We start from the raw sequence: 14,926 nt of genomic DNA on the forward strand, positions 1-14,926 counted from the left end.
CCCGGTCGGACCTCGCCGGGGCGGTCTCACGCCGTCGCCGCCCGCCAGGCCCGTACCAGGGAGTCGATCTTGGCCGGGTGGTGGCCCGTCGCCGTGGCCACGGCCGGCGTCGGGTAGCCGAGACCGCAGCGCAGGACGACCGCGTCGTACTGGAGCGGCGATTCGGCCGGCAGGGGGAGAGGGAGCGGGCGGGCGCGGCTGCCGGTGCAGGCGATCAGCTGGTCCCACGCGTACCGCGCCGGGCTCGGCAGCGCGATGGCGTACGGCCACGTCGTGACGAGCCGCCCGAACGCGGCCGCGACCGCCTCCTGCGCGGCCCCCGGAGGCAGATGCGCCTGCGCGTAACCGAGGTAGAGGTCGTGGTGCAGGGCGCAGAACGCGTCGAACGCCGGGGGCAGCGCGAGCGGCCGTGCGGGCGGGCCCGGGTCGCGGGCCCTGACGTGGCGGCAGGAGGGCGGGCCGGACCGTGTCGTCTGACCCCGGCTCATCCGAACGCCCCGGCGGGCAGGCCGTTCGCACGCGACGGCGGCGCCGGGCTCGCCGGGGCGGCCGGCGGGCGGGCCGCCGCCCACAGCGGGCGGATGGTCTCGGGCGGCCCGTGCAGAGCGCTGACGAGCCGGTCGACGGTCTCCCACTCCGGTACGTGCTTCCCGGCGAGGATGGTGTGGATCTCCTCGCTGCTGAGCGCGTGTCCCAGACGTGAACTCAGTTGCAGGGTGGACGGGTTGGAGTCCGCGATGCGCAACCCGCGCAGGGCCGCCGCCATGCTCCCGGGCTGCGCGGGGCGCATCCCGCGCGCCGCCTCCCACAGCGGGCGCAGGTCGTCGGGATCGCCGCCGCAGGCGAGCGTGATCAGCCGGGTGACCCGCCAGGAAGGCAGCCGCTCACCGGTCAGCACGCGTGAGACGTACGAGCCCGAGACGCCCGCCTGCTCGCCGAGGCCCCGCAGCGTCTTGCCGCTGGTGCGCTGCAACCGTGAGAGAGCGCGCGCGAGCACCTGCTCGGGCGGTTGCGCGCTCTCGGGGCCGCCGCCCCCCGCCCCGGCCGTCCCGTCGGCGTCCTCGCCCGCCGGGTGCGCCGGGGTGCGGCGGTGCGGCCTGCGCTGCTGCGGAAGGAGCGGCGCCCCGCCTTTGCCGCCCGAGGAACCGCCGGCGGCGCCCTTCGTCCCGCCGGGCCCGCGCGGGGGCGTCCGGCGCTCCGCGCCGCCCCCGCCCTGCCGTTCCGCTGACCGTTCCGCGGCTCGCTCCGGGCGGCTCTCCTCGATCCTCTTGCGGCGCAACAGGCGCTGTTCGCGGCGGCGGATCGTGGCGCTCACGGAGTACTTGCGGCTCACGTTGTCGGAGCTGATGTTGAGGGCGGCGGCGATGTCGGCGGACTTCAGCCTGTGCGCCCGGGCGAAGGCGACCATCGCCGCCATGAGGTCCTCCCGGCCGTGCTCGAAGTCCACGGACCTGCGCAGCGCCTCCAGCGGCTCACCCGCGTTGACGAGCGCGATGACGGCCCAGATGTCGGCCGCGTACTCCTTGGCGACCTGGACGGCGTACGCGGCGACTTCTTCGGGCGTCTGCGGGCCGAGGCGCTTGCGCTTGCGGTACGCGCGCCCGCACGCCTCCGTGCAGTACTGCACGGGACGGCCTGGCCGCTTCAACGCCTGGCGGACCAGGTTGGGGCACGCGGGGTTGGCGCACGAGATCATGAGCGCCTGTTCCTGGTGCTGGTCCTTAGGGGTCGTCACTTCTGGTCCCTCTCGGGGTGTGCTCCCGGAATTCCGGGGTGGAATTGGGGTGTTCCGCAAGGCGGCGGGTCCGCGCTCGCGCCGCCTTGTGTGATCGTCGGACGGGCGCGGGAGGACGCGCGGCGCGGGCGGCGGGGCGGGGCCAGCCGCGCTCCGCCGCCCACGGTCCGGTCAGGTCGCGTAAACGTGCCGGTAGCGCACGTACGAGCGTCGCAGGGCCGTCATGAGGAACGGGAGCGCGGCGAGGGCGAGTTCACCCGCGTCGGGACGGAACACGAGCACGATGCCCGCGAAGGGCAACGCGATGAACGGCCCGAGCTGCATGTTGACTTGCTTGTCACGCCGTTCGCGGGTTTTGGCCCGCGTCGCGCGAGGGATGCTAGCTTCGGGTCCGCTCAGCCGAGCGCGTCGCAGCGGTCGGCGGGGAGCACGGTCGGGAGGCATACGCCCTCCTGGGTCAATGGCAGGAACGTGATACGGGAGAGCCCCGGTTCAGATAGTCGGTCCGGGTCGGGGCGGCTCTCGCCCGCCGAACGTACCGTTCACTCATCCGGGACTCCATAACTACCGTCCGTTAATGCCACAGTTGCGGTTCTCGCTCGTTCACTCTTGCGAACTCGATCGAAAGTCGACCGGCGGCGATCAAACGGCGTCAGAGGCGGGCGCATATATGCGACATCGCCCCCACGCCCCCACGAATACTCCTCCGACGCTCCCCGAAGCGCCGGAGCCGCTGCCGGTGTTCGCCGCCGCCTCCCCGGCCGCCGGGCCCGCGGCTGGGCCCTGACGCTCGCCGCCGCGGAACGCCGGGCCGGCGCCCCGCTCTAGGTGGCCGGCGTCCTCTGCGTCTCGGGGCGTGCGCTCGCCTCCCGCTGGTGCGGGATGAGGGAGGTCGCGGTGCTGCCCTGGGCGAGCGCCACCGTGCGCACCGGCGACGGGACGCGGATGCCCTCCTCGCGGTAGCGGCGGTGGAGCCGCTTGATGAACTCGTGCTTGATCCGGTACTGGTCGCTGAACTCGCCCACGCCCAGGATCACCGTGAAGCCGATCCGCGAGTCGCCGAACGTGTGGAAGCGGACCGCCGGTTCGTGCTCGGGGAGCGCACCTTCCACGTCCTTCATGACCGCCTCGACGACCTCGGTCGTGACCCGCTCCACATGCTCCAGGTCGCTGTCGTAGCCGACCCCCACCTGCACGGTCAGGGTCATCTCCTGCGCGGGTCTGCTGAAGTTGGTCATGTTCGTGCCCGACAGTTGCGTGTTCGGGATGATGACGAGGTTGTTGGCGAGCTGACGCACCACCGTGTTGCGCCAGTTGATGTCGACGACGTACCCCTCCTCGCCGCTGCTGAGCCGGATGTAGTCGCCCGGCTGGATCGTCTTGGAGGCGAGGATGTGCACCCCGGCGAAGAGGTTGGCGAGGGTGTCCTGGAGGGCGAGCGCCACCGCGAGGCCGCCGACGCCGAGCGCGGTCAGCAGCGGCGCGATGGAGATACCCAGTGTCTGGAGCACCACGAGGAAGCCCATGGCGAGGACCACGGCCCGGGTGATGTTCACGAAGATCGTCGCGGAGCCCGCCACGGCCGCCCGCGACTGGGCGACCGTGCGGACCAGGCCGGTGACCACCCGGGCCGCCGTCAGCGTCGCCGACACGATCAAGAACGCCGTCAGGACCGTGTTCACGGTCCGTCCGGTGCGCGCCGTCAGCGGCAGCGCCTGCGCCGCCAGCGCCGCCCCGGCCGCGACCGCCGCCCACGGCACGACCGTACGCAGCGCGTCCACGATCACGTCGTCACCGCCCCAGCGGGTGCGCCCCGCCCGCACCCCGAGCCAGCGCAGCAGTGCCCGCAGCAGCACCGCCGCGAGCAGCCCGCCGAGCAGCGCGACCCCGGCGGCGATGAGGTCGTGCGCCTCCACGCCCCGGTTCACCGGGCACCTCCCCGGGCGTGCAACGGGCGCGGGGACACGGGTATGTGATGTCTCGTCACGTACTACCTGCTCACTCGGTTACAAGATCTCCTCATCCTGCACCACTCCGAGGTCGTCCGGTGCCGGGCGGGTCCCCGCAGGCGAATCGCCACACATGACCCATTGACGCCGGTTCGGCCCGGCACTGACGCTGGAGTCATGACCCGACTGTCCGAGCATCTGCGCCAGGCCACCCCCGTCGTCGCGCAGCGCGGGGAAGGCGTCCACCTCTACGGCATCGACGGCCGCCGATATCTCGACTTCACCGCCGGGATCGGCGTCACCAGCACCGGCCACTGTCACCCGAAGGTCGTGGCCGCCGCCCAGGAGCAGGTGGCGACGCTCATCCACGGCCAGTACACGACCGTGATGCACGAGCCGTTGCAGCGGCTCGTCGCCAAGCTGGGGGACGTGCTGCCCTCCGGGCTCGACAGCCTGTTCTTCGTCAACTCCGGCAGCGAGGCCGTCGAGGCCGCCATGCGCCTGGCCCGCCAGGCCACCGGCCGCCCCAACATCGTCGTCGCCCACGGCGGCTTCCACGGCCGCACGGTCGCCGCCGCCTCCCTCACCACGTCCGGCACCAAGATCCGTACCGGCTTCGGACCGCTCATGGCGGGCGTCGCCATCACCCCGTTCCCCGACGTGTACCACTACGGATGGGACCAGGAGACCGCCACCCGGTTCGCGCTGCGCGAGTTCGACCACCTCCTCGCCACCGTCTCCGACCCCGACGACACGGCCGCCGTCATCGTCGAACCCGTCCTCGGCGAAGGCGGCTACGTACCCGCCAACACGGCCTTCCTGCAAGGGCTGCGGGAGCGCGCCGACCGGCACGGCATCCTGCTGATCCTCGACGAGATCCAGACCGGCGTCGGCCGCACCGGCCGCTTCTGGGGCCACGACCACTTCGACGTGCGCCCCGACATCCTCGTCACCGCCAAGGGCCTCGCCAGCGGCTTCCCGCTCTCCGGCATCGCCGCCCCCGAAGCGCTCATGCACAAGGCCCGCCCCGGTTCACAAGGCGGCACCTACGGCGGCAACGCGGTCGCCTGCGCCGCCGCCTGCGCCACCCTCGACGTCATCCGCGAAGAAGGGCTCGTCGCCAACGCCGAGGCCATGGGCGCCCGGCTGCGCACCGGCCTGGAGGACATCGCGGCGAAGACCCCCGCCATCGGTGACGTACGCGGACTCGGCCTGATGCTCGCCAGCGAGTTCACCACCGACGCGGGCGACCCCGACCCCGCGACCGCGATCCGCGCCCAGCAGGCCGCCGCCGACGAGGGACTGCTCCTGCTGACCTGCGGCCCGTACGGCAACGTCGTCCGCATGATCCCGGCGCTCGTCGTGACGCAGGGGCAGGTGGACGAGGCGCTCCAGTCCTGGCAGGCGGCCGTGACCACCGCCACGTCCTGACTCCTGACGCCCCGGGCGGCGCGGGACCGAAAGGGCGCACACCCACGCCCCCACCCGCGCCCGCCCGCCGTCCCGTCACCTCCTTCGAAGGGCCACCATGACCACACCCCCCGTAGTGCGGAACGTCCCCCGTGAGCTGTACGTGGGCGGCGCCTGGCGGCCCGCCGCGTCCGGCCGCACCCTGCCCGTCGACAACCCGGCCACCGGCGCCACCCTGTGCCACGTCGCCGACGCCGGGCCCGAGGACGGCCGCGCTGCGCTCGACGCCGCCCGCGCCGCCCAGCGCGCCTGGGGGGCGACCGCGCCCCGCGAACGCTCCGAGATCCTGCGCCGCGCCCACGAGACACTGCTGCGCCGCACCGACGACCTCGCCCTGCTCATGACCCTGGAGATGGGCAAGCCGCTCGCGGAGGCACGCGGCGAGGTCGCGTACGCCGCCGAGTTCTTCCGCTGGTTCTCCGAGGAGGCCGTCCGCGTCGACGGCGGCTACGCGACCAGCCCCGACGGCCGCAACCGCCACCTCGTCCTGCGCCAGCCCGTCGGCCCCTGCCTGCTGATCACCCCGTGGAACTTCCCGCTCGCCATGGGCACCCGCAAGATCGGCCCGGCCGTCGCCGCCGGCTGCACGATGATCCTCAAACCGGCGCCGCAGACCCCCCTGTCCACGCTCGCCCTCACCCGCATCCTGGAGGAGTGCGGGCTGCCGCCCGGCGTCCTCAACACCGTCACCACGACCGACGCCGCCGCCCTCGTCGAACCGCTGCTGCGCGGCGGCGGCATCCGCAAGCTGTCCTTCACCGGCTCGACGCAGGTGGGCCGGACGCTGCTCGCGCAGTGCGCCGACACCGTCGTACGGACCTCGCTCGAACTCGGCGGCAACGCCCCGCTGATCGTCTTCCAGGACGCCGACCTCGACGCGGCCGTCGAAGGGGCGATGCTCGCCAAGATGCGGAACATGGGCGAGGCGTGCACGGCCGCCAACCGCATCTACGTGCACCGCTCGGTCGCCGGGGAGTTCGCCGAGCGGCTCACCGCCCGCATGGCCGCCCTGAAGGTCGGCGACGGCACCGCCCCCGGCACCGACGTCGGCCCGCTCATCGACCAGGCGGGCCGTGCCAAGGTCGAGCACCTGGTACGGGACGCCGTCGAGCGGGGCGCGAAGGTGCTCACCGGGGGCGAAGTCCCCGGCGGAGAAGGCACGTTCTACCCGCCGACCGTGCTCGCCGGCGTGCCGCGCGATGCCGAACTCACCACCACGGAGATCTTCGGCCCGGTCGCGGCGCTGTTCGAGTTCGACGACGAGGACGATGTCGTCGAAGTCGGCAACGCCACCGAATGGGGCCTCGTCTCCTACGTGTTCACCCGCGATCTAGACCGTGCGCTGCGCGTCGGCGAACGCCTGGAGACCGGCATGGTCGGCATCAACACCGGCCTGGTCTCCAACCCGGCCGCGCCCTTCGGCGGCGTCAAGCAGTCCGGCCTCGGCCGGGAGGGCGGCCGGGTCGGCATCGAGGAGTTCCTGGAGTACAAGTACCTGGCGATCCCGGCCCCGGGCTCCTGAACCCGGCTCGGCGGTGGGGCGCCGGCGTCACAGGCGCTCCACCGCCCGGAACCCGGCGAGATGCGCGACCAGGGAGCGGGCCGCGGGCGCGAGTTCCCCGACCGTGAGCGTCGCACCCCGGTTCAACCGGCCGAGCACCGCGCCGAGTTCACGGGCCGTCAGATCCGTCTCCAGGACGTGACCGCAGGCCGCGACGAGCCGTCGGCCCGACGCCTCCGCCCACAGCACTCGCTCCACGGCGCGCACCGCGTCGTCGTCGGTGAAGTAGCCGGGCCGGGCGGGCGGCGGCACCGGCCGCAGCCCGCCGTCCGTCGCGTGCCGCAGCGCCTCCCGCGCCAGCCACCGCTCCAGCGACGCGGGCCGGGCCGCCTCCCGGTAGTGCCCGAGCGCCCGCACCAGCACCTCCGGCAGCCCCGGCCCGCCACCGCCCCCGCCGTGCGCCTCGGGCCCGTCCGGCGGCGGCCCTTCGTCCCGTACGAGGATGTCGTCGTCGCCGCCCCGGGCCTGCGGGGTCGCCGGACTCGGCCCGGGCGCGAGCAGCCGCCCCAGACCGGCGCCCGGCGCGGGCGGCTGCCGGCGGATGCCGAGGTGCACCACGGCGCCGGGGGAGGGGAGCGGCTCGACGGTCCAGCGCCGGCCGGGCGGCCAGTACACGAGGTCGCCCGGCGCGGGCCGCGCCGAGTGCCAGCACCCCTCGTGCCGCACCCGCAGCCGGGGCCGCCCGGACAGGGTGTAGAGGAACGTCGCCGAGGACGCGGGCGCCGGGGTCGCCGGGCCGCGCGTGCCGTGCCACAGCGTGGTGGACGTGCCGTGGACGGGCTGGCCCACCCGGTCCCACAGGCGCGCGAGGAAGTCCCGTTCGCGCAGCCACACCGGGTGGTGCCGGGCGTGCAGGCCGCGCACCACGAGCCGGAACGGCTCACGCCCCAACTGCCGTGCCAGGCGCCGTTCGTAGCGGCCGAACGAACCGTCCCCGGCGTGCGGCAGCAGGTCCCCGGGGTCGAGCAGGCGGCGCGGCCCCACGGTGAACGTCACCTGGCCGGCGCCGGGTTGCTGCGCCGCGGCCACGGTCCCCTCGAACGCCTCGTGCGCGTCGAAGGGCGGCGAGCCGAGGGCGGCGCCCTTGATCAGCGCGGGGCGCCGGTCCCAGTACGCGGCGACGAAGTGGTCCCAGTCGAACGCCTCCAGGACGTCGACGGGCGGCGACAGGGGCGGGCGGGGCGGCCTCACCGCTCCCGCTCCAGCACGCGCAGCGCGTACAACTCGCCGAGCAGGTGCAGCAGTTCGGGGGAGCGGGGCGAGAGGGCGCAGGCGGCGGCGAGGTGCGCGACGGTGACCGTGTCCGCAGGTGCCAGCGGGCGCAGGCGGTCGAGGACGCGGGGCGCGGCGGGGAAGGCGGTGCGGCGGGCGTGGCCGTTCGCCGCCCATACCGTGGTGCCGGGACGTTCCCCGGCGGGGACGAAATCCCGGGTACGGATGAACTCCCCGGTGCGCCGTAATCGGTCGGGCGGCGTAAGGGGGAGGCGCGGGCGCGGCGGCGGAGCGGGTTCGAGACCCGCGCCGGTGCGCAGGGCGGCCCAGCGCAGCAGCAGGGCGCGTTCGGCTGCGTCGCCTTCGAGGACGCGGGCGAAGTGCGCGGCGGGCTCGGTGAAGCGGCGCAGCGGGACCAGCCGCCCGTCCGGCGCGGCCGGCAGCGGATGCGGCAGGACCGCCACGGCGTCGGAGGGAGTGGCGTCGCGCCGCAGCAGGCCGCCGACCACCTCCCCGACGAACGGCATGGCGGCCGCCGCGCGGGCCGGCACCGACAGACGCAGGGTCGCGCAGGGCTCCGTACGGTCGTCGAGGTGGGTGGCGCCCGCCGGCCAGTGCACGAGATCGCCGGCGCCGGCCCGCAGCGCGAACTCGGTGCCGGTGTGCTCCGGGCGCACCCGCACGGTCAGGGAGCCCTCGACGACCCAGGTCAGACAGGCGGCGTCCGGGGCGGCGCCTACCTCCTCGGTGGCGTGGTGCCGCCGCCCGTACGCGAGTTCGGCGGTGACGGGCAGTGGGGGCCGGCCGACGTGCCGCCACAGGGCGGCGAGCGCGTCCCGCACCCGTGACCACAGGGTGAAGTCCAGGCTCAGCGCGTTGCGTGCCGTGAGCAGCCAGCCCGCGCCGTCGAGGCCGCCCGGCGCCGCGAGCCGCTCCGCGTACCCGGCGAGTCCGCCGTCCTCCGCGCGCGGCAGCAGCGGGCCCGGCGCCTCCAGGAAGCCGTCCGACACGGCGAGCCGGACCCGGACCGGGGTGGGGGAGGGGGCGCGACCGGCGGCGACCAGCAGGCGGTGCACGTCGGCGGGGCCGAGAGGGGGGCCGGGGGCTCCGGGGACGACGACGGGTCCGCGGGCCCAGTGCTCCGCCGCGAACGCCCGCCATGCCCCGGCCGGGTCGGCGGGCGTGGGGGCGGCTGCGGAACGGGCGTTCATCGGAGCGGGATCTCCTCGGTCTCCTCGGGTCTCCTCGGTCTCCTCACCGGCGGCCCGACGGGCGTGGCGACCCTGTCATTTGGCTTCCCGCCGCGTCAACGCTTCACGGAGAACCTGTGAACTTCTGGCGCAGAACATGCGTTCGTGCCCCACGGCCTCGTGAGCCCCGCGCTTCCCAGGTGTGAATGTTGTGAAGTCCGGGGCGGCGCGGAGCGGATTACGGGATTCCGCGGCAATTGCGCAGGCCGGGGGCGTGGCAAGGTGGGCGTAGAACGTCAGTTGCACCGGAAAGGTCCCTGTCATGCCCCTCGCCCTGTTCCGTCGGAAGCGGGCCGGTTCCGCAGCGCGGGGAGCCGGACTCGCCCATCCCGTCCCGCAGGGCGCGGGAGTCGTCCACTGCCAGGTCACCGACCCCGTCGGCCAGCCGATGGCGGGCGCCGAGGCCACCGTCACCGAGTCCGGCAGCGGGCGCCCGGCGGCCAAGGTCACCACGGACCCGTACGGCACGCTGTTCCTCACGCTGCCGCCCGGCCGCTACTCCGTCCTGATATCGGCGGACGGGCTCCAGCCTCATCAGCAGACCCTCGACGTCGCCCCGGACGAGATCGCGCCGCTCACGCACGTCCAGTTGCATGTGGGCCGCGCGCCCGAACTCCCGCAGCCCGGCACGTGGTTGTTCGACCCGCCGCACACCGCGATCCGGTTCATCGCCAAGCACGTCGGCATGGCCCACGTCCACGGCCGTTTCACGCGCTTCGAGGGCGGCATCCAGGTCGCGCCGGACATGGTCGACTCGCGGGTCGAGGTGCGCATCGACGCGGCGTCCATCGACACCGGCAACACGACCCGCGACAACCACCTGCGCTCCGCCGACTTCCTGGACGTCGAGCGGTACCCGTACATCCACTTCTCCTCCGACCGGTTCGTGTACCGGGGCGGCTCGAAATGGACGCTCCAGGGCGCGCTGACCATGCACGGCGTGAGCCGCACGGTCGACCTCGACACCGGCTATCTCGGCGTCGTCAACGGCGGTTACGCGGAGGAGCTGCGTTGCGCCGCGCTCGCCACCGCCGAACTCCACCGCGAGGACTACACGCTCAACTGGCGGACGATGCTGGCGCGGGGCATCGCGGTCGTCGGCCCCACGGTCAAGCTCGAACTCGACGTCCAGGCGATGTACCGCAGCCACGACACACCCACCCCGCCGGAGTAGTCCCGTCACGGAGGACCGGCCGTCGCCCCCGCCTCACTCCTTCGGTGTGTTGCCCGCGACGGCCTCGACGACCTTCTTCGCCGTGGCCTTGGCCGAGCCCGGGTTCTGGCCGGTGACGAGGTTGCCGTCGGTCACGACGTAGGAGACGAACGGCAGCGCCGCCTTCTCGTAGAGCGCGCCGCGCTGCTTCGCCTGCTCCTCGGCGTTGTAGGGAACCAGCTTGTCGACGCGGGCGAGGACCTCCTCGGTCCAGGCGAAGCCCGTCATCCTGCGTCCGGCGATGAGGTAGGAGCCGTCGGAGAGCCGGGTGTTGAGCAGGCCGCAGTAGCCGTGGCAGACCGAGGAGACGATGCCGCCCCGCTCGTGGATCTCGCGGGTGATGCGCTGCAGGCCCTCGCTGTCGGGGAAGTCGTACATCACCGCGTGACCACCGGTGAAGTAGATCGCGTCGTACTCCGACGGGTCGATCCGGTCCGGGCTCGCCGTGTTCTCGAGCAGGGCCATCTTGGCGGGGTCGGCGCGCCACGCCTTGGCGGTCTTGTCGTAGTTGGGGAACTTCAGCGCGCGCGGTTCGAGGGGCACCGCGCCGCCGGCCGGGCTGACGAGCGTCTGCTCGTAGCCGTGTTCCTCGAAGACGTGCCAGGCGTGCGTGAGCTCGGAGAGCCACAGGCCGGTGGCGTGGGAGGGGTCGTCGTAGTGGCCGACGTTGGTGACGACGTGGAGGACGCGCTTGGTCATGGCTGATTTTCTTCCATGGGGGCGGGGACGGCGAGATGACAGGCCGTCGTGGCGACGGTTCGGTCAGCGGGCGCCCGGGGCGCGCGGCGACGCGGGGAGGGCGGTCCGGAGGCGGCCGGTGTCCGGGGTGGCCGCCATGGGGGTGTCAGCTCCGGTCCTGGACGGAGGTGGGTACGGGCATGTGCAGCGCGAGCTGGCCCTCGGTGGTGACGTCGAGCTGGAGGGCGCGGACCGGCTTCAGCGAGCGCAGGTCGTCGCTCATCCGGCCTTGACCGAGCTGGAGGTCGAGCCCGCAGGGGAAGCGCGTGGTTCCCGAGGCGAGCGTGTTGATCTGGCTGGTCGTGGAGTGCCAGGCGCCGTCGATCGTGGTGTAGGAGGTCAGGGTCGAGACGTGTGCGCCGCTGGGCCGGGACGTCTGTTTCGGGGTGGGCGCCGACAGGGCGAGGTCGAGGCCGCCCCGGTCGTTGGCGATCCTGGCGGAGGCGCGCCGGGTGTCGATGTCGACGTCGAGCTCGGTGACCCACTTGGGGAACCCGTAGCCGTCGTGGCCGCGCACCTGTGCGATCTCGGTGCTGACCGGGAGCGAGAGGACGTAGGAGTGCAGCCAGTCGTTCTTGAGCCCGGTGACCAGGTCGAGCAGACCGAGCCCGCCGTGCCGCGCGGGCTTCACCGCGATGCCGACCGCGGCCTCGGTGTAGAAGTCGATGTCGCACACGTCGTACCGGAACGCCATCACGGAGACGATCCCGCGCCCCGGGGCGATTTCCAGTGGGTCGAGCTCCCGGGGCAGGCGGGCCCGGATCGCCTTGGTCGGCGCGATCATCGTGAGCCGGGCCGTGGAGATCCGGTAGTAGAAGTTCGGGGTCAGCGTGGGGCCGATGCGGGAGTCCACGCGGGTCTTCGGCATCCGGCGGAAGAAGTCGACGCCGCTGACCCGGGGGTCGCGCTCGACCTCGTCGAGGTCGGTGTCCATGCGGAACCGGTCGTAGAGGCCGCCTGCCGGGACGGTGACGAGACGCCCTCCGAGATCGACCTTCACGGTCCGGTCGGTCGGCTTGCCGGTCGATGGCATGGGTTCTCTCCTCTGATGTGAGCGGTGCTAACACCGAGGATGGCATGGGATGTGAGCACCGTCAACACGATCGGAGGGTGTGAGGCGGGGTGGCGTGCGTCAGGAGCCGGTCGACATGATGGCGAGGAAGGCGCCCCGCACCCGGTCGGCGACCTCCTCGTCCGACGCGGCCTGCAACTTTCCGTCGAGATGCAGGCAGGCCAGCCCGTGCGCGAGCCCCCAGCCCGCCGACGCCAGGGCCGAGGTGTCGGCCCCGGGGAAGACGCGATCGAGCGCGCCGGCCAGCAGTTCGTGCAGGGCGTCGGCGGCCTTGACCCGCTCGTCGTCCGCGTTGTCACACGGCTTGCCGAACATCACGCTGAACAGGGCCGGGCGCCGCAGCGCGAAGGCGACGTAGGCGACGGCGAACTCGGCCAGGTCCGAGGGTGACGCGGGCAGGCCGTGCCCGCCGCCCAGGTCGGCCAGCAGGTCCCGGAAGCCCTCGACGGCCAGCGCGGACTCCAGGGCGTCACGGTCCTTGAAGTGGCGGTACGGCGCGGTCGGCGACACGCCTGCCTCGCGCGCGACGGCGCGCAGCGAGAAGGGCTCACCCTTCTCCAGCATCTCCATCGCGGTCGACAGCAGCGCCGCCCGCAGGTCGCCGTGGTGATAGCCGCTCTTCCCTGATGTCGACATCGCTTACTTCGTCCTCCTATGCTGTGTGAGCACTGTAAACATAGCGTACGTCCGAAGGTCCTTCGGGTCACGCAAGGGCGCGGGCCGCTCCCGCGTGGTGGCGCGGCGCCGCTCGCCGTTGAATGGTCGTCACCACCCGCACCACCCCCCCCACAAGGAGATCAGAGCCATGCAGACCGTTCTCGGTGCCGGCGGACCCATCGCCGACGAGCTTGTGAACGAGCTCCACCGCACCCACACCAAGGACATCCGCCTCGTCAGCCGCAAGCCGTCGAAGGTGCACGACACCGACGAACTCGTGCCCGCGGACCTCACCGACGCCGACGCCACCAGCCGCGCGGTCGCGGGCAGCGACATCGCCTACCTCACCGTCGGTCTGCCTCTGGACTCGGAGCTGTGGGAGCGTCAGTTCCCCGTCATGATGCGCAACGTCATCGACGCCTGCGCCGAACACGGCACGAAACTCGTCTTCTTCGACAACACCTACATGTATCCCGGAACGCCGACGCCGCAGACCGAGTCGACCGCCTTCGCACCGGCCGGACGCAAGGGACGCGTCCGCGCGGAGATCGCCACCATGCTGCTCGACGCCATGCGGGCCGGTCGGGTCGAAGCCCTGATCGGCCGCGCACCCGAGTTCTACGGTCCCGGCAGGACCACGAGCTACACGAACTCACTGGTGTTCGACCGGATCAAGGCGGGCAAGCGGCCGTTCGTCCCCGTCGACGCCCACGCCAAGCGCTCCCTGATCTGGACCCCCGACGCGAGCCGCGCGCTCGCGCTGCTCGGCAACACACCGGACGCCTACGGCCAGACGTGGCACCTGCCCGTCGACCCGGACCGCAAGTCCTATGCCCAGCTCATCCAGATCGCGGGCGAGGTCACCGGCCGCAAGATCGGCTACACGGTGCTGCCGATGCTCGCCTTCCGCCTCGGGCGCCGCTTCGTCAAGCCGCTCGACGAGATGTACGAGCTGATCGCCCGTTACCGCGCCGACAACCTCTTCGACAGCTCGAAGTTCGCGGCCCGCTTCCCCGACTTCCCGGTCACCGGTTATCGGGAGGGCGTCGAGCGGATCCTCGCCGGCTGACCCGCGGACAGACCGGCTCTCAGTCCTGGTGGAGAGCCTCGCGCAGCGCGTCCACGGACAGCTTCCGTGCGAGGTTGGTGGCCGGGGTGTCCCGCAGGCTGTCCAGCAGCATGAAGTCGTGGACGGTCCCGCTGACGCGGACGGCCGTCACCTCGACGCCGGCCTCACGCAGCTTGTTGGCGTACATCTCGCCGCCGTCCCGCAGGACGTCGGCCTCCGCCGTGATGACGAGGGCGGGCGGCAGCCCCCGGAGGTCGTCGAGGGTCGCCCGCAGGGGCGAGGCGTACTTCTCCTCCCGCTGGGACTCGTCGGTCGTGTACGCGTCCCAGAACCACTTCATCCCGTCACGGGTGAGGTAGTAGTGCTCGGCGAACTGGTGGTAGGACTGCGTGTCGAAGTCCGGCCCGGTCACGGGGTAGAGCAGGATCTGCGCCTTGAGCGCGAGCCCGCCGCGGTCCTTGTTCATCTGCGCGAAGACCGTGGACATGCATCCGCCGACCGACTCGCCGGCGACCGCGACGCGCGAGGTGTCCAGGCCGTGGTCGGCGCCGTTCTCCCGCAGCCACTGGCCGACGGCGTAGTTCTGCTCGACCTGCGTGGGATAACCCTTCTCGGGCGCCCAGTCGTACACCGGGAAGACACCGGCGGCGCCCGCTCCGACGGTGAGCTCGCGGAAGAGACGGTCGTGGGTCCTGTCGTCGCCGAAGACCCAGCCGGCGCCATGGATGTAGAACACCACGGGCAGCGGGCCCGTGGCGCCCTTGGGCCTGATGATGCGGGTGCGGACCGTGCCCCATTCGCCGGCGTCGACATCGACCCATTCCTCGTCCACGTCCGGGCGTTCGACACCGTCGCCCTTCTGCAGGTCGCTGAGGATCTTGCGCCCCTCCTCGGGCGGAACCTCGTAGATCCGCGGATGGGGATCGGTGGCCTCGGCGAGTTCCCTCGCCTCGGGCTCCAGATACGGCGTGGTGGGGGCCGGAAGGTCGGTCATGGCTGG

At 72.8% G+C, this 14,926-nt stretch carries 14 protein-coding genes; 4 read left to right on the top strand and 10 right to left on the bottom strand.

The genetic code is table 11. The features are described 5' to 3' along the window. Window positions 1-26 precede the first annotated feature (26 nt). From ACZ7LY_RS24605 to ACZ7LY_RS24620, 4 genes are all read right to left on the bottom strand, one after another. On the bottom strand, window positions 27-488 hold the full coding sequence (locus tag ACZ7LY_RS24605) for a hypothetical protein (RefSeq protein ID WP_471626853.1): 462 nt from the start codon (window positions 486-488) through the stop codon (window positions 27-29). Next, window positions 485-1,735 (bottom strand): helix-turn-helix domain-containing protein, encoded by a 1,251-nt coding sequence (locus ACZ7LY_RS24610; protein ID WP_471626854.1) that lies wholly within the window; start codon window positions 1,733-1,735, stop codon window positions 485-487. The genes ACZ7LY_RS24605 and ACZ7LY_RS24610 overlap by 4 nt, the downstream gene beginning before the upstream one ends. A gap of 171 nt (window positions 1,736-1,906) precedes the next feature. Next, a complete protein-coding gene (locus ACZ7LY_RS24615; RefSeq protein ID WP_471626855.1) occupies window positions 1,907-2,059 on the bottom strand; it encodes a hypothetical protein in 153 nt (50 codons plus the stop codon). Between the two features lie 500 nt (window positions 2,060-2,559). Beyond that, window positions 2,560-3,663, bottom strand: coding sequence for a mechanosensitive ion channel family protein (locus tag ACZ7LY_RS24620; RefSeq protein ID WP_471626856.1), 1,104 nt, complete (start codon window positions 3,661-3,663; stop codon window positions 2,560-2,562). 198 nt (window positions 3,664-3,861) lie between these two features. On the opposite strand from ACZ7LY_RS24620, the gene ACZ7LY_RS24625 reads away from it, so the two are divergent. Together ACZ7LY_RS24625 and ACZ7LY_RS24630 are read left to right on the top strand one after the other, a co-directional pair. After that, entirely contained in the window at window positions 3,862-5,115 is a 1,254-nt protein-coding gene (locus ACZ7LY_RS24625; RefSeq protein WP_471626857.1) for an aspartate aminotransferase family protein, read from the top strand. A 97-nt stretch (window positions 5,116-5,212) separates the two neighbouring features. Further along, the gene (locus tag ACZ7LY_RS24630) at window positions 5,213-6,676 is read left to right on the top strand and encodes an NAD-dependent succinate-semialdehyde dehydrogenase (RefSeq protein WP_471626858.1); all 1,464 of its coding nucleotides are present in this window, start codon (window positions 5,213-5,215) and stop codon (window positions 6,674-6,676) included. 27 nt (window positions 6,677-6,703) lie between these two features. On the opposite strand, the gene ACZ7LY_RS24635 is transcribed toward ACZ7LY_RS24630, so the two are convergent. Together ACZ7LY_RS24635 and ACZ7LY_RS24640 are read right to left on the bottom strand one after the other, a co-directional pair. After that, a complete protein-coding gene (locus ACZ7LY_RS24635; protein ID WP_471626859.1) occupies window positions 6,704-7,906 on the bottom strand; it encodes a hypothetical protein in 1,203 nt (400 codons plus the stop codon). After that, complete coding sequence (locus tag ACZ7LY_RS24640) at window positions 7,903-9,138, bottom strand: hypothetical protein (protein WP_471626860.1); 1,236 nt, start codon at window positions 9,136-9,138, stop codon at window positions 7,903-7,905. The genes ACZ7LY_RS24635 and ACZ7LY_RS24640 overlap by 4 nt, the downstream gene beginning before the upstream one ends. A gap of 301 nt (window positions 9,139-9,439) precedes the next feature. Here ACZ7LY_RS24640 and ACZ7LY_RS24645 point away from each other — a divergent pair, with 301 nt between their 5' ends. After that, on the top strand, window positions 9,440-10,351 hold the full coding sequence (locus tag ACZ7LY_RS24645) for a YceI family protein (protein ID WP_471626861.1): 912 nt from the start codon (window positions 9,440-9,442) through the stop codon (window positions 10,349-10,351). 33 nt (window positions 10,352-10,384) lie between these two features. Here ACZ7LY_RS24645 and ACZ7LY_RS24650 read toward each other — a convergent pair whose 3' ends face one another. The 3 genes from ACZ7LY_RS24650 to ACZ7LY_RS24660 form a co-directional block, all read right to left on the bottom strand. Beyond that, a complete protein-coding gene (locus ACZ7LY_RS24650; protein ID WP_471626862.1) occupies window positions 10,385-11,089 on the bottom strand; it encodes a type 1 glutamine amidotransferase domain-containing protein in 705 nt (234 codons plus the stop codon). A 145-nt stretch (window positions 11,090-11,234) separates the two neighbouring features. After that, complete coding sequence (locus tag ACZ7LY_RS24655) at window positions 11,235-12,161, bottom strand: acetoacetate decarboxylase family protein (RefSeq protein ID WP_471626863.1); 927 nt, start codon at window positions 12,159-12,161, stop codon at window positions 11,235-11,237. A 99-nt stretch (window positions 12,162-12,260) separates the two neighbouring features. Further along, a complete protein-coding gene (locus ACZ7LY_RS24660) occupies window positions 12,261-12,836 on the bottom strand; it encodes a TetR/AcrR family transcriptional regulator (protein ID WP_471626864.1) in 576 nt (191 codons plus the stop codon). A gap of 169 nt (window positions 12,837-13,005) precedes the next feature. Between ACZ7LY_RS24660 and ACZ7LY_RS24665 the strand changes: the two genes are divergently transcribed. Next, a complete protein-coding gene (locus tag ACZ7LY_RS24665) occupies window positions 13,006-13,926 on the top strand; it encodes an NAD-dependent epimerase/dehydratase family protein (RefSeq protein WP_471626865.1) in 921 nt (306 codons plus the stop codon). A 19-nt stretch (window positions 13,927-13,945) separates the two neighbouring features. Here ACZ7LY_RS24665 and ACZ7LY_RS24670 read toward each other — a convergent pair whose 3' ends face one another. Then, entirely contained in the window at window positions 13,946-14,920 is a 975-nt protein-coding gene (locus tag ACZ7LY_RS24670; protein WP_471626866.1) for an alpha/beta hydrolase, read from the bottom strand. Between the last annotated feature and the right edge of the window lie 6 nt (window positions 14,921-14,926).

Source organism: Streptomyces sp. NPDC107550, assembly GCF_055639095.1.